This window comes from Paenibacillus sp. FSL F4-0236, assembly GCF_038000135.1.
Lineage (GTDB): Bacteria > Bacillota > Bacilli > Paenibacillales > Paenibacillaceae > Paenibacillus_AQ.
Genome location: NZ_JBBOBK010000001.1, coordinates 5,054,446 through 5,067,925, shown reverse-complemented (window position 1 = coordinate 5,067,925; position 13,480 = coordinate 5,054,446). Strand labels below are relative to the sequence as shown.

Below are 13,480 nucleotides of genomic sequence, written 5' to 3'. Positions count from 1 at the left end.
GGATTGATAGAATTAAAGCAACAACTGAAACTTTCATGAATGCTTTCAGAATGTAATTTTAGCGGAAGGAGGGTTACTGTGGAAAAGACGATTCTGGATTACATTAACCTGATTAAAAAAAGGTTTTGGCTCATCATGGTGTTCGTTTTGATCTCCTGTGCTACGACTTACTACGTTAGTAAAAACTTCGTTGAACCCGTCTATTCCGCTTCCGGACAGCTGCTTGTCAACAATATTGCCAAGGCTCCCGAGAGCAACAATCTTAACGATTTGAGCTTTAGCCTGAATTTAATTGAGAGTTACAAGGAAATTATGAAATCACCGACCATCATGAAAAGCGTAATAGAAAATCACCCGGAGTTTGGTCTGACGGCTGATGAACTAAGTCAGAAGCTTGAGATTAAAACTTCAGAGAAGAGCCAGGTGATCAACCTCAATGTTCAGGATGAAAACTACACCAAAGCTGCCGGGATCGTAAATGCGGTTTCGCAGACATTCATTCGTGAATTGCCATCGCTGATGAGGGTAGACAATGTGACCTTGCTGACACCGGCCGATCCGACTGATGTTCCAGGGCCCTCGAACGGCGGGTTTGCGATGAATCTCATCATCAGCTTTGTTGTATCGCTTATGGCAGCCCTAGGAATTATTTTGCTGATGGAAACTCTTAACGGCACATTAAGGTCTGAAAAGGAAGCGGAATATGACCTTGGTCTTCCGGTAATTGCTTCGATCGCAACCATTCGTAAACGCGATTTGGGTAAGGCAGCAGGCGGCAACACAAGAGTGAAGGAGGGTGCTTATGTTGCGGCTAAATAAGAGTCTGGTTACGGATGTTAATCCATCCTCGCATATCTCGGAATCGTTCCGATCGCTACGCACATATATACGCCAGCTTGGAATAGCGCAGGGTAGCGGAGGAAAAGTGCTACTCTTTACGTCAGCAGAAGCTGGAGCAGGCAAGACGACGATTTTGTCAAATCTAGCGGTGTCTTTCGTCCAGGATGGGAAGAAGGTAGCGGTGGTGGACTGCAATCTGCGACATCCTGGTCTTCATACAGTGTTTGAAGTAGAGGGTAGTGACGGGCTTGCGGCTTATTTAAGTGGGCAAGAGGAAGCGGATAACATCGCTGTCCTCGGAAATTTGGCCAATCTTTCGGTCATCCCGGCGGGTAAAACGCATGTTAGTCCGCCGGATTTGCTGGGCAACCCCAAAATGACCGCTTTGCTTGAGGAACTAAAAGAAAACTACGATCTGATCCTGCTGGATTCTCCTTCGGCAGTCGATTTCAGTGATGCTCGTATATTGGCACCTCAAGCGGACGGCGTGATCCTGGTGGCCAGATACGGAAAGTCCAAACGGGAATCGATCCGCAAAGCGAAGACGCTGCTTGAACAGACCGGCTCTAATTTAATCGGAATTGCCATGAACCAGGCGAAGTAAATGTTTATGCTTTCGAAGTAAGCTTTGCTCGAAGTCAAATCATTGAAGCTAATGCTCACAAAACTTAAGTTTATGCTTTCGAAGTAAGCTTTGCTCGAAGTCAAATCATTGAAGCTAATGCTCACAAAACTTTTAGGAGGTAAAGTGCGATGAAAAAGGTAAAAAAAGTAATCATACCCGCGGCAGGACTAGGTACGCGCTTTCTTCCTGCAACGAAAGCCATGCCTAAAGAAATGCTTCCGATTATCAATAAACCAACCATTCAATACATTGTGGAGGAAGCTATTGCTTCCGGTATTGAAGATATCATCATTGTTACTGGTAAAGGTAAAAGGGCCATTGAGGATCATTTTGACAATGCGTTTGAGCTGGAGTCTAGGCTTCTGGAAGATGGAAAGCTGGATCTGCTTAAAGAGGTTCAGCGTTCAGCCAAGGTAGAAATTCACTATATCCGCCAGAAAGAACCGAAGGGTCTGGGGCATGCCGTATGGTGTGCAAGACGGTTTATCGGAGATGAGCCATTCGGTGTCATGTTAGGCGATGATATCGTCACAGGAGCCGTACCTTGCCTTAAGCAGCTGATCGATCAATATGAAGAAACACAAAACTCGGTTATCGGAGTTCAAGAGATTCCTGATGAATTCACGAATCGCTACGGTATTATTGAACCGGATTTGCAGGACGGTAAATTGTATCGGGTTAACAATTTTGTAGAGAAGCCGCCACTAGGTACGGCACCTTCTAATCTGGCGATCATGGGCCGTTATGTGTTTACTCCAAAGATCTTTAAGTATCTCGATTTGATGGAAGAAGGCGCTGGCGGAGAGATCCAGTTGACAGATGCCATTCAGAAGCTGAATCAGAGCGAACGGGTATATGCCTATAATTTTGACGGAACAAGATATGATGTCGGCGAGCGGCTTGGATATATTTTGACAACACTTGAATTTGCACTGCAAAGTGAAGATTTGCGCTATCCGGTGATGGATGCAATGGCGGAATGGCTGAATAAAATGGGACAAACCAGCTTGAGTAGTTAAGTTGAGTTCGCAAAATTTTAGATGAGGAGGATGAGCATGCAAAAACTGCCGGAAGACTACGAGGCGGTCCTGCCGAAACTTTACATGCTGCATACCGATGAGAGAAGGAAAGAAGCGGAGTCCTATTTGATAATGAAACGGATGATCGATATCTTTTTTTCCGCTCTTGGTCTTCTCGTGTTAATGCCATTATTTGTTGTCGTGGCGATTCTGATCAAGCTGGAGGATCCGAAAGGAAAGGTGTTCTTTCGGCAAAACCGGGTTGGGAAGAATGAAAAGCAGTTCCCGATGTATAAGTTCAGATCCATGGTTAGTAACGCTGAGGAGTTAAAAGAAAACCTGATGGCCTATAACGAAGTGAGCGGTGCCATGTTCAAGATTAAGAACGATCCGCGGATCACACAGATAGGGAGGTTCCTGCGCAAGACGAGCATCGATGAGCTACCTCAGCTGTGGAATGTGCTGATAGGTCAAATGAGTCTGGTCGGTCCTCGTCCTCCGCTGCCTGAAGAGGTGGCTCAGTATACGGAATATGACAAACAGCGTTTGACGGTTACACCAGGCTGTACCGGATATTGGCAAGTAAATGCCCGAAATAGTGTCGGCTTCGACGAAATGGTACAGCTGGACTTAACCTACATCCATATTCGGAGCACCATGCTGGATCTAAAAATCATTGCTAAAACCGGACTGATGTTACTCGGTTCAAAAGATGCTTATTAATAATGTGGAAATTAGGTGAATGCCGATGCGTGAATACGGAGACGTTCCTAAGCTTTCCATTATCATCTGTACCTACAACAGAGCACCTTTATTGATCAAGACGCTTCAGTCACTTTTAAAGCTAGATCACTTAGAGCAGGCGGAGATCATTGTTGTGGATAACTGTTCCAAGGATGATACTGAAGCTTGCGTCAAAAAGTTTATAGGAAAGCATGGAGCTGATGTGAATATCCGCTACATGATGGAGCCGATGCAGGGGCTTTCAGCGGCTAGAAATACAGGAATTCTGGCTTCCAAATCGCCGCTGATTGCCTTTCTCGATGATGATGCGATACCTTGCCAGCGATGGATAACAACGATTGTCAGTACTTTCGAGAGTAAACCGGAGGTCATGGCTATGGGAGGCAAAATCGCTCCGATATTTGAAAGTAAACGTCCGGAATGGTTGATTAAACCCTTTGAGCTTCCGTACACGATTGTTGATTTAGGTAGCCGGATTAAGGAATATCCCAAGCAACTTCATCCTTGTGGGGCCAATATGGCGATGCGGAAGCTCGTATTCGACATCAGTCTTTTTCCCCTAGATCTCGGAAGAAAGGGTGATTCTCTGCTCTCCGGTGAAGAGACCTGGTTATTCGGACAGATTCAAAAAGAAGGGCATTCCATCCTCTACCATCCGGAAATGGCGGTTGACCATTTCGTTCCGGCGGCCCGTTTAACGGAAGATTGGATTATGAGGCGCTATTATAGCCAAGGCATCTCTAACGCTATGAAAAGCGAAGGACTAAAAGGCAAGCTGCTTCTAGTGGGAAAGACAGCCGCTAAGCTCGTGTATATCCTGGCTGATTCTATCCTCTCAAGAAGTAAAGGAAGAAGGCTTTTGAACAAATGCAGGCTGGAGAGTATTCGTGGAACGCTTCATATGATTCTCAATCGGGAGAGGCATTCCGCAGCGGGGTGAGGGATTAACATGACAAATTTTGAGTGGGGCTCCAAATTAAATGTTTTGCCATACGGGATGCTCTATCTCATGTCGGCCCTGTTCTTTGGAACGGCGGTCATCTACCAGCCGATGATTGCGATAGCTGCCGTGCTTCTGATTATTTTGCTGGGAATCTCAATTTCACGGCCTGAACTGATCAGTTATTTCGTTCTAATCACGACGGCAATATCGATTAACTTTTTATATGATGGCAGCATGTTCGGAATGGAGATACTGTCCCTTTATAAATTGGTTATCGTGATGCTGCTTGTTCCTTGTATTCTGGTCAATGGTTTGCGGTTTCGTCTGAGTCACCCCTTGTGGGCAATGGTAGCGCTGCTGGTGATTACCTTTGGGTCTTCGATCTGGCTGCCGGAAATGACCTCATCCATTGCAGTTAAAGCTTTTATCGGTCTATCCATTCCATTCGTATTTTTATTAATCAACTGGAAAAAGAATGTAGCTGAGCTGCAAATCAAAATCATCTGTATGCTTCCCCTTGTTAGTGTAGTGGTTGGTTTGTTGCTGCAGCTTGCGCATGTTCATAATTTTCTCAACATCGAGTATACAGGCGCTGTACGGATTCAGGGGGCTAATATTCCTGCGCATCTAGCGATGCTGGCCTTTATGGGAGTAGCGATTCCATTTATAGAGGTGAAGCGGAATCCGCAGCAAGCACGCTTTTTCTATATCATGTTAGTTCTAAATTTCTTTATCTTGATTGGAACAGGAACAAGAGGGCCTATATTGGCACTTGGACTTACCGTTCTCTATTACTTCTATGATATTCTCCGCCAATATTTGAAGGGCAGAACCTATCTGCTAATTCCGTTGATGGGTGCATTTTTCCTGATTATGGTCGCCGTTTTCTGGCAGCTCGATAATTTTGAGAAACGTTCCTTTGAGAGAAAGACAGAGACGGCTGTTGATTTATCAGGAAGGTCAGAGGCATGGGAGTATTTCTTAAACAAGGCTGCGGACTCTCCTTGGTCTGGTAGAGGGCTTGGAGCAGTGACGGTAGCAAATGATGGAACATTGTATAAGGGTTTTGTAGTTCCGCACAACGAGTATATCCGCTTTTACTTCGATGGGGGATATATTGGCGCTATTCTGTTGATGTTCTCTTTATTGGCTGTGTTTATTCTGGTGTACAGAGCATTGGCTTCACCGATCAAACCTTATTATTTGTTATTTATTGCAGCGTTTTTAATCTACTCATTCTCCGATAACACGCTGTCGACGGTCCAATTTATTATTCCGTTCTGTTGGTACCTGAACTGCCTGTATCGATCTTCACAGCCAACCGATTCCCCACAAAAAGAAGTGATACGATGAATCAAGTGAATATGTTCGATGTCAATTTTGATAACTATGATTTCATGGATTTGCTTGATTACATTGATAAAACCATTCAGGAGAGGAATCAGTCTTATATCCTCACTTGCAATGTAGATCATGTGATCAAGCTTCGTAAGGATAAAGAATTTCAAACGGTATATTCGAAGGCAGGCGCAGTTGTTGCTGACGGAATGCCACTGATCTGGGCATCCAAAATGCTAGGCAAGCCGCTTAAGCAGAAGGTATCCGGCGCGGATCTATTTAATCGATTGGGCAACGCCTTTGAGCAAAGGAAGTACCGGCTGTTCTTCTTAGGCTCAGCTGAAGGCGTGGCGGAACGGGCAGCGATGAATTTGAAAACAGCGCATCCCGGAATAAATGTGGTTGGCTGTTATTCTCCATCCTATGGATTCGAGCACAATGAGGAGGAGAATGAACGCATTATAGAAATGCTGACAGAGTGCCAGCCAGATATCGTGTTTGTTGGTGTAGGAGCGCCTAAGCAGGAAAAGTGGATTTACCGCCACTATACCTCTTATCAAGCTCCGATATCGATCGGAGTGGGAGCGACCTTTGATTTTCTGTCAGGCTCAGTGAAACGAGCGCCTAGCTTCATGCAAAAAACAGGGTTCGAATGGTTCTGGCGGCTTAGCCAGGAGCCGGGCCGGCTCTGGAAAAGATATCTTGTGGATGATGCACAATTTCTACTTTTATTACTTAAGGAACTGCGTAAGCGGGATAAGGTGAAGGAAGGAGGCTTGGAATGAGTGTATTTACGCCCCCATCACTTAGGTTCATCAAGACAGCTGGATTAATAGGGGGGACTGCAGCTGCAGGTGTCTCTCTTCCGCTGATCATCGGCTTCTCCAGTGCGATGCTGAGTTCATCGAACAGTCTGCAGGGAGCCATTCTCTCAGCCATCCTATTCCCGGCTTTCTTGCTAGCCATACTTAGACCGAAAATGCTGGTTGCTTATACCTTGCTAATCTGGGCAGTAGCTCCAGAGCTGCGCCGCATTGCTGACTGGTCAGAAGGAGTGTATCACTCTGTATCCTTGCTGAGCTTAGCACCCTTGTTAACCGGTGTAACCTTGATCATTCCGCTGCTGAAGGAGATTCATAATATTCAAAAATCCTCCACGCGGATCATGTTAATGTTCGCAATAGCGCTGGGTTATGGTGCTTTAATCGGTTTGGCTAAGAATGGCATGGGTTCAGTTTATGACTTAGCGAGTTATATTGTGCCACTGCTGTTATTGCCGTACTTTGCCGTCACGAAGTTCAAGCCGAAGGATATCGATCGACTGCTTACCGCTTTTGCCAATATTGCAGTCCTAGTTGCCATTTACGGGATTGTTCAGTATTTAACCGTGCCACCTTGGGATGTGTTCTGGATGAAACATGCGGACATGATGTCCATCGGAAATCCATATCCATTGGAAATTCGAGTGTTCTCTACGCTGAATTCGCCCGGACCGGCTGCAACCTTCTTAGCGTTTGCTTTAGTTCCGATGATACTGGAGAAAAAATGGCGGGGAACATTGCGCTGGATCGGCGTGCTGCTGGTTGTAATCTGCCTGCTGACTACTTTAGTACGCGCGGCATGGCTGATACTCCTGGTGATGCTGCTCATGTACATTGGAACCTCTCCTTCTAAGGGAAAGTGGAAAACCTTGATCCAATTAGTTTTTGTGGCTGCTGCGTTGTTCTGGGTTGTGCCGAAATTGCCTGGTGCCGAAGGACTGGTTGCTCGGGTAGAGACACTTTCTTCTGTTCAAGAAGATCACTCTTATAATGAACGGCTAAGCTTATGGCAAAACATGCTGCCGATGGTTGCCGCCAATCCAGTAGGTCAGGGAATTGGTAGTGTAGGCCAAGGGACTAAGCTTGGTAATGACGGCGAGCTTGGAGAGTACGGAATTATGGATAACGGAGTTATCGCTTTACTGCTTACCTTTGGTGTTCTGGGTGCTGTTTTCTTCTTCGGAGCTTTAGGCGCAGTTGTCAAACAGATATTCGCTAGAGTAATCAGTAGGGACCAATTGCAGCCCTACGCCCGACTTGCGTTAGCTACTTGGACCGGTGCGATTGTCAGTCTAGTTTCAGATAATGGGTTTCCCGGACTCAAGGGATACTTAATCTGGATGCTGATCGGTCTTGGCCTCAGCGCAAGAGAGATTACTCAAAGTAGAAGGAAGGGAACACCGTATGCAGCAGTTGAATGCAAAATCTCTCCCCGCTAGAACAATCTGGTCATCTTTTAGATTGTTCGCCAAGAGCAAGGACAACAGCTCGGCAGCCGTAAAAACTATGTTTGTCAGTGTCATGATCCTATTGATTAACATGTTAACTGGTGTACTGACCGCCCGTTATCTTGGACCGACAGGTCGTGGGGAACAGACGGCAATGATTAACTGGTCACAGTTTCTGGCGTTTAGCATGAGCTTTGGCATTCCTTCAGCTCTCATCTATAACGCTAAGAAAAATCCGGAGGATGCCGGAGTGCTTTATCGTATGGCATTGCTGCTCGGTACCATTTTTGGAGTCATAGCGATGATTATAGGTATCGTGGTCTTGCCTTATTGGCTGAAATCCTTCAGTCCGGAGGTCGTGACCTTTGCTCAGTGGTCTATGATTCTGTGTCCGATTATAGTGATCTCTCAAATTAACAATGCAGCTTTTCAATTCAGAGGCGAATACAAGAGGTTTAATTGGATTCGCTATCTAGTGCCGTTGCTTACACTGACGATGATCGGGATATTGATCGCGCTGGATCAGATGAATCCATTTACAACTGCAGTTGCCTATCTTCTTCCGGGAGCGCCGCTGTTTATCGGAATGACGATTTCCTTGCTTCGTACCTATAAGGTGAAGATGAGAGGGGCCTATCAGAATTTAAAAAGATTGTTTACTTACGGACTTGGTTCCTACGGCAATGACTTGCTTGGCAATTTCTCTACCTATATCGATCAGATCGTAATTGCCGGTTTGTTAAGACCTGCTGATTTGGGGCTGTATGTAGTGGCTGTGAGTCTATCACGAATGGTTAATTTTTTCTCAAGCTCAATTACGATCGTGTTGTTTCCTAAGGCTTCTGAGCTGTCCAAAGAACAGGCAGTTGAGTTAACATTCAAAGCCTTCCGAATAAGTACGACCTTCACCATGCTTGGCGGAGTATTCCTGATGCTCTTAGCCCCTTTAGTAATTCCGTTGATGTACGGCAAAGACTTCAATGCGGCATTAACCGTGTTTCGCTTATTGCTCCTTGAAGTGACCATTAGCGGAGGGACGATCATTCTGGCGCAGGCCTTTATGGCGCTAGGCAAGCCGAAAATTGTTTCGATGCTTCAAGGTTTTGGCTTACTCTTGGTTATCCCAATGTTGTTCCTGCTCATCCCTAAGTTTGGCTTACTCGGAGCAGGGATAGCGATGTTGTCATCAGCAATCCTGCGATTCTTCTTCATTGTTCTCAATATAAAGTACACCTTAAAAGTTAAACTACCCCGGCTGCTCATTACCCGGGAGGACATTCAGTGGATGAAGACGACGATGAATTCTTACATTCGCAAGAAACCTATGGATATGAATGGATAATGCGAAAGATAAAGGAGGAAACCTTCATGGATTCAGTAAAAAGCGTGGTAGGCGGCCAAGGCAATTATCCAATATCGGCTGTCATCATCGCTCAGGATGACGAAGTTCGAATATCTAAGGCCATACAATCCTGCAGGTTATTCGCCGACGAGGTGGTTGTGATTGACGGAGGCAGCAAAGACGGGACAGTACAGCTTTCTGAAAGCTTGAATTGTCGTGTATACGTCAACCCTTGGCCCGGATATGCGAAACAGAGGGAGTTCGGAGTAGAACGCGCGGTTCATGATTGGGTCTTCCTTATTGATACTGACGAAGTGGTCAGCGACGAGTTGGCCGCGAGTATTCTTGAACTGAAACCGGGGCTTATGGATCAATCGGTTGCCTATTCTATCTACCGGATTGGCGATTTCATGGGCAGATGGCTGGATCGTGGCGAATATCTAGTGCGCCTTTACAACCGCAAAGCGTATGGAATTCGAAATAGCTTGGTGCACGAGATGCCCGAGGTCTCTGAAGAGCGAACCATACGTTTGACAGGAACCCTCTGGCATTATGGTTACCGCAGTATTAACGATCATGTGGCACGTTTCAATAAGTATACTGACTTGGAAGCTGAAAGTGCGTATGCCAAGGGCAAACGATTTCGGGTCAGTCACCTGCTGTTAAGACCACCAGCCCGTTTCCTGCAAAAGTATTTCTTACACGGATTGTTCAAGAAAGGAATGTCAGGTTTCGGTGTATCCGTATTTTGGGTCATGTATGAATTCATGGTCGGCTTCAAGCATTACGAATTAATTAGATCGGGAAAGCTGACTCAGCACAATGCGGAGACGAGTCAGACCGAGAAGGAGAATAAAGGAGAGAGAAGCTATGCCGTACAGTGACGGATTGAACATTATGACGACAGGCCTTAGCTGGCCGTCGCTACAGCCGGGTGGGCTTAACACGTATTTCAAATCCGTTTGCGAGCAACTCTCCTCACGTAATCGGGTGCATGCGCTGATTTGCAGTCAAGAAACGCCTGCTACCCCTGAGGAATTGATTATTCACAATGCCGGAGATCCAAAAGATGGGATCTGGAAACGTAAGGATGCTTTCCAGCGTAAGGCGGCCGATCTGATGGGAGAGGGCAGTGGCCGTATAGATATTTTATACACTCACTTTGCTCCTTATGGTATTGGTCCAGCACTGGAAGCAAAGAAACGCGGGATTCCTGTAGTGATGACTTTTCATGGCCCATGGAATGAAGAAATGAAAATCGAAGGTCAAGGCATTAAGCACCGGGTCAAAACAACCATCGCCAAATCCATTGAACATAGAGCCTATAAACTAGCGGATAAGTTCATCGTGCTTAGTGAGACGTTCCGCGATATTCTCCATAAGCTGCACGGAGTGCCACTACACAAAATTATTGTGATTCCAGGCGCAGCTAATGTGGAACGTTTTATCCCCGCTACGAATCGATTGGCGATTCGCCGAAGCTTAAATTTACCTGAGGGAGCAACAACCGTGCTGACTGTCCGGCGGTTGGTCAATCGAATGGGACTACTCCAGCTGCTTGAAGCCTGGAAGCAAGTTGCGGAGCGTTTCCCGAATGCAATTCTGCTGATTGGTGGTAAAGGGCCGTTGCGGGGAGAACTGGAAGAAAAGATCGCCGACTATGGCTTAAGCAATAAGGTAAGACTGCTAGGCTACATTCCCGATCATGAGCTAGCCTCTTATTATCAGGCAGCGGATATGTTCGTGGTTCCCTCACAGGCATTGGAGGGCTTTGGTTTGATTACCGTTGAAGCCTTATCTTCAGGATTGCCAGTGATGGCTACACCGATTGGCGGCAATAAGGAAATTTTGCAAGGCTTCCGGCCGGAGTTGCTATTTAAGAGTTCAAGTAGCGACCACATGGCTGAAGGCATGATCCATATGCTCAGCAATCGAAAGCTGCTTCCGAGCCGGGATGAATGTAGAGAGCATGTACTGGAGAGATATACCTGGGAGCATGTTACGGATCAAGTAGAATCCGTGTTCCTACAAGCTTTAGGAGAGGAGGTGACCACGTAATGCTTAGAGTGGCTTATATAGATCACACTGCTAAATGGAGTGGTGGAGAAGTTGCCCTGTTTAACATCCTTACCCATATTGGAGAACAGATCGATCCCCTGGTAATCCTGGCTGAGGATGGTGCCCTGGCTGAACGGCTACGTGAAAAAGGAATGGATGTCCGTATTATTCCGCTGGATGAGAGCATCAGAAGTCGTGGTAGAAATGCAGTCAACTTGGGAGCACCTGCTGCAGCCTTCAAGCTGTTGGCTTATGGTCGCAAGCTTGCGCCGCTTTTAAAAGCGGAGAAGGTAGATTGCGTGCACACCAATTCCCTAAAATCTGCATTATACGGAGCCATCGCTGCAAAAATAGCGGGCGTTCCATTGATCTGGCACATCCGGGATCATATTGGAGCTCCTTATTTAAAGCCTATCGTTGCCAAAGGCATTCGTTTGCTGTCGCGTCTGCTCCCCAATGGAGTCATCGCGAATTCACATTCTACGCTGAATGCTTTGGAGTTGCCGCGTTCCAAAAAAACGCTGGTCGTATACTCCGCTTTCGCTAAAGCGATTGGTAATGGGATCGGTATGCGGGACCAGAAGGATTTTAACGTACTGCTAGTTGGTCGATTGGCGCATTGGAAAGGTCAGCATATTGTGCTGGAAGCCGCAAAAAGCTTTAAGAATGAACCTCGTGTGAAATTCTGGCTGGCCGGAGACGCTCTGTTTGGAGAAGAGGCCTATAAGCAGGAATTGCTGCAAAAGATAAAAAACGACGAGCTTACTAATGTAAGCATGCTAGGGCATGTGGATGATATCCAAGGCCTTATGAATACTGCTGATTTACTGATTCACACTTCGGTAACTCCTGAGCCTTTTGGCCAAGTTATCGTTGAAGGAATGGCAGCGGGATTGCCGGTGATCGCCTCCAATGAAGGCGGGCCGGTAGAAATTGTAGTTCAAGGTGAGACAGGGCTACTGATAGAGCCTGGTGACGCGGCGATACTGGCAGACTCCATTAAATGGATGCTGGATCACCCAGAGGAAAGACGGCGGATGGCGGACAATGGGATGAAACGAGTGAAAGAGCATTTTGTTATCGAGAATACGGTCAAGGACATCGTTGACTACTATAAAGGTTTGTTGGCGGGCACCTGACAGATGATATGACGCGGTAATTCTGAAGATGATGCTCCATAAAACTTTGAGGATGATTCACATGAAAATTGCGATAGCGCACGATTACTTAATCCAAATGGGCGGCGCGGAAAGAGTGGTGGAAGTCTTTCATCACATGTATCCCGAGGCTCCAATCTACACAACGGTTTTTAACGGAAGCCGCCTTACTGACAATCTCAAAGATGCGGATATCCGTGCCTCCTGGCTGCAAAAGATTCCGGGGGTAAAGACCAATTTTAAAGGGGTGCTGCCACTTTATCCAATGGCCATCCGTGATTTGGACTTTCGCGGTTTCGATATCGTCCTGAGTTCCAGCAGTGCTTTTATGAAAAGTATTCAAGTTCCTAAACATACGTTTCATCTTTGTTACTGCCATACGCCTATGCGCTTCGCATGGGATTATGACACCTACATGGAACGTCAGTCGAATTCCGGGCTGTTCAAAAAAATGCTTAAGGTATACATGCAGCAGCTCAAAACGTGGGACCAACGGACTTCCAAAAATGTGAATCAGTTCGTAGCCAATTCATCAGTAGTGAAGACGAGGATTCAGAATTATTATCACCGGGATGCAGATGTCATATTTCCACCGATTAATACAGCCCGGTTTACAAGCTCTTCAACCATTGGTGACTATTATTTAATTGTCTCCCGGCTTGTTTCCTACAAGCGGATTGATCTGGCAGTAGAGGCTTTTAACCGTAACGGACTTAAGCTTTATATCGTAGGGGATGGACCAGATCGCAAGCGTCTCGAAGGCATGGCTAAGGATAATGTATCGTTTCTGGGCCGGCTAGAAGATGAGCAAGTGACTGGAATGATGGCACAGTGTAGAGCATTCATTTTTCCAGGAGAAGAGGACTTTGGAATTACACCGCTGGAAGCGAACGCTGCAGGAAGACCGGTAATTGCTTATCAAGCAGGTGGGGCACTGGATACTATTATTCCTTATGTAAATGGTGTGTTCTTTCAGCATCAAGAAGTGGAGGATCTGCTTAAGGCTATTTATGAAGTAGAGTCCTACGCTTGGGATATCGATCAAATTATGGAGCATGCACGTAAATTCGATGAGCAGGCGTTTATGGTTAAGTTCAAGCAGTATGTTGAGCAGGCCTACGTCAATTTTCTAAAAGGAGGATGAT

The 13,480-nt window shown here is 46.2% G+C and carries 13 protein-coding genes; all 13 read left to right on the top strand.

Features of this window, described 5'->3' with window-relative positions; translation table 11 throughout:
- Positions 1-78: 78 nt before the first annotated feature.
- Positions 79-819, top strand: coding sequence for a YveK family protein (locus NSQ29_RS22755; protein ID WP_076283895.1), 741 nt, complete (start codon positions 79-81; stop codon positions 817-819).
- Positions 803-1,444: a CpsD/CapB family tyrosine-protein kinase gene (locus tag NSQ29_RS22750; RefSeq protein WP_042185169.1), complete on the top strand. Its 642-nt coding sequence runs from the start codon at positions 803-805 to the stop codon at positions 1,442-1,444. The genes NSQ29_RS22755 and NSQ29_RS22750 overlap by 17 nt, the downstream gene beginning before the upstream one ends.
- A 149-nt stretch (positions 1,445-1,593) precedes the next feature.
- Complete coding sequence (gene galU / locus NSQ29_RS22745) at positions 1,594-2,484, top strand: UTP--glucose-1-phosphate uridylyltransferase GalU (RefSeq protein ID WP_042185171.1); 891 nt, start codon at positions 1,594-1,596, stop codon at positions 2,482-2,484.
- Positions 2,485-2,514: 30 nt separating this feature from the next.
- Complete coding sequence (locus NSQ29_RS22740) at positions 2,515-3,207, top strand: sugar transferase (protein ID WP_042124430.1); 693 nt, start codon at positions 2,515-2,517, stop codon at positions 3,205-3,207.
- Between the two features lie 25 nt (positions 3,208-3,232).
- Positions 3,233-4,168 carry a glycosyltransferase gene (locus NSQ29_RS22735; protein WP_339268993.1) on the top strand — a complete coding sequence of 312 codons (936 nt, stop codon included), beginning with the start codon at positions 3,233-3,235 and terminating at the stop codon, positions 4,166-4,168.
- Between the two features lie 9 nt (positions 4,169-4,177).
- The gene (locus tag NSQ29_RS22730; RefSeq protein WP_341126149.1) at positions 4,178-5,524 is read left to right on the top strand and encodes an O-antigen ligase family protein; all 1,347 of its coding nucleotides are present in this window, start codon (positions 4,178-4,180) and stop codon (positions 5,522-5,524) included.
- The gene (locus NSQ29_RS22725; protein WP_042124436.1) at positions 5,521-6,294 is read left to right on the top strand and encodes a WecB/TagA/CpsF family glycosyltransferase; all 774 of its coding nucleotides are present in this window, start codon (positions 5,521-5,523) and stop codon (positions 6,292-6,294) included. Before NSQ29_RS22730 ends, NSQ29_RS22725 begins: the two co-directional genes overlap by 4 nt.
- Positions 6,291-7,769, top strand: coding sequence for an O-antigen ligase family protein (locus NSQ29_RS22720; RefSeq protein WP_341126148.1), 1,479 nt, complete (start codon positions 6,291-6,293; stop codon positions 7,767-7,769). The genes NSQ29_RS22725 and NSQ29_RS22720 overlap by 4 nt, the downstream gene beginning before the upstream one ends.
- Complete coding sequence (locus tag NSQ29_RS22715; protein WP_341126147.1) at positions 7,735-9,120, top strand: oligosaccharide flippase family protein; 1,386 nt, start codon at positions 7,735-7,737, stop codon at positions 9,118-9,120. Before NSQ29_RS22720 ends, NSQ29_RS22715 begins: the two co-directional genes overlap by 35 nt.
- 26 nt (positions 9,121-9,146) lie before the next feature.
- Complete coding sequence (locus NSQ29_RS22710) at positions 9,147-10,004, top strand: glycosyltransferase family 2 protein (RefSeq protein WP_341126146.1); 858 nt, start codon at positions 9,147-9,149, stop codon at positions 10,002-10,004.
- Positions 9,991-11,178 (top strand): glycosyltransferase family 4 protein, encoded by a 1,188-nt coding sequence (locus tag NSQ29_RS22705; protein WP_042185181.1) that lies wholly within the window; start codon positions 9,991-9,993, stop codon positions 11,176-11,178. The genes NSQ29_RS22710 and NSQ29_RS22705 overlap by 14 nt, the downstream gene beginning before the upstream one ends.
- Positions 11,178-12,317, top strand: a complete 1,140-nt coding sequence (locus NSQ29_RS22700) for a glycosyltransferase family 4 protein (RefSeq protein WP_036676593.1) — start codon at positions 11,178-11,180, stop codon at positions 12,315-12,317. Before NSQ29_RS22705 ends, NSQ29_RS22700 begins: the two co-directional genes overlap by 1 nt.
- Positions 12,318-12,378: 61 nt before the next feature.
- Positions 12,379-13,479, top strand: a complete 1,101-nt coding sequence (locus NSQ29_RS22695; RefSeq protein WP_036676592.1) for a glycosyltransferase — start codon at positions 12,379-12,381, stop codon at positions 13,477-13,479.
- Position 13,480: the final 1 nt, after the last annotated feature.

Bases quoted from the DNA above. Each gene is read 5' to 3' on its own strand.
- NSQ29_RS22750 (WP_042185169.1), top strand. From the start codon at position 803: ATGTTGCGGCTAAATAAGAGTCTGGTTACGGATGTTAATCCATCCTCG.
- galU (WP_042185171.1), top strand. From the start codon at position 1,594: ATGAAAAAGGTAAAAAAAGTAATCATACCCGCGGCAGGACTAGGTACG.
- NSQ29_RS22740 (WP_042124430.1), top strand. From the start codon at position 2,515: ATGAGCATGCAAAAACTGCCGGAAGACTACGAGGCGGTCCTGCCGAAA.
- NSQ29_RS22735 (WP_339268993.1), top strand. From the start codon at position 3,233: ATGCGTGAATACGGAGACGTTCCTAAGCTTTCCATTATCATCTGTACC.
- NSQ29_RS22730 (WP_341126149.1), top strand. From the start codon at position 4,178: ATGACAAATTTTGAGTGGGGCTCCAAATTAAATGTTTTGCCATACGGG.
- NSQ29_RS22725 (WP_042124436.1), top strand. From the start codon at position 5,521: ATGAATCAAGTGAATATGTTCGATGTCAATTTTGATAACTATGATTTC.
- NSQ29_RS22720 (WP_341126148.1), top strand. From the start codon at position 6,291: ATGAGTGTATTTACGCCCCCATCACTTAGGTTCATCAAGACAGCTGGA.
- NSQ29_RS22715 (WP_341126147.1), top strand. From the start codon at position 7,735: ATGCAGCAGTTGAATGCAAAATCTCTCCCCGCTAGAACAATCTGGTCA.
- NSQ29_RS22710 (WP_341126146.1), top strand. From the start codon at position 9,147: ATGGATTCAGTAAAAAGCGTGGTAGGCGGCCAAGGCAATTATCCAATA.
- NSQ29_RS22705 (WP_042185181.1), top strand. From the start codon at position 9,991: ATGCCGTACAGTGACGGATTGAACATTATGACGACAGGCCTTAGCTGG.
- NSQ29_RS22700 (WP_036676593.1), top strand. From the start codon at position 11,178: ATGCTTAGAGTGGCTTATATAGATCACACTGCTAAATGGAGTGGTGGA.
- NSQ29_RS22695 (WP_036676592.1), top strand. From the start codon at position 12,379: ATGAAAATTGCGATAGCGCACGATTACTTAATCCAAATGGGCGGCGCG.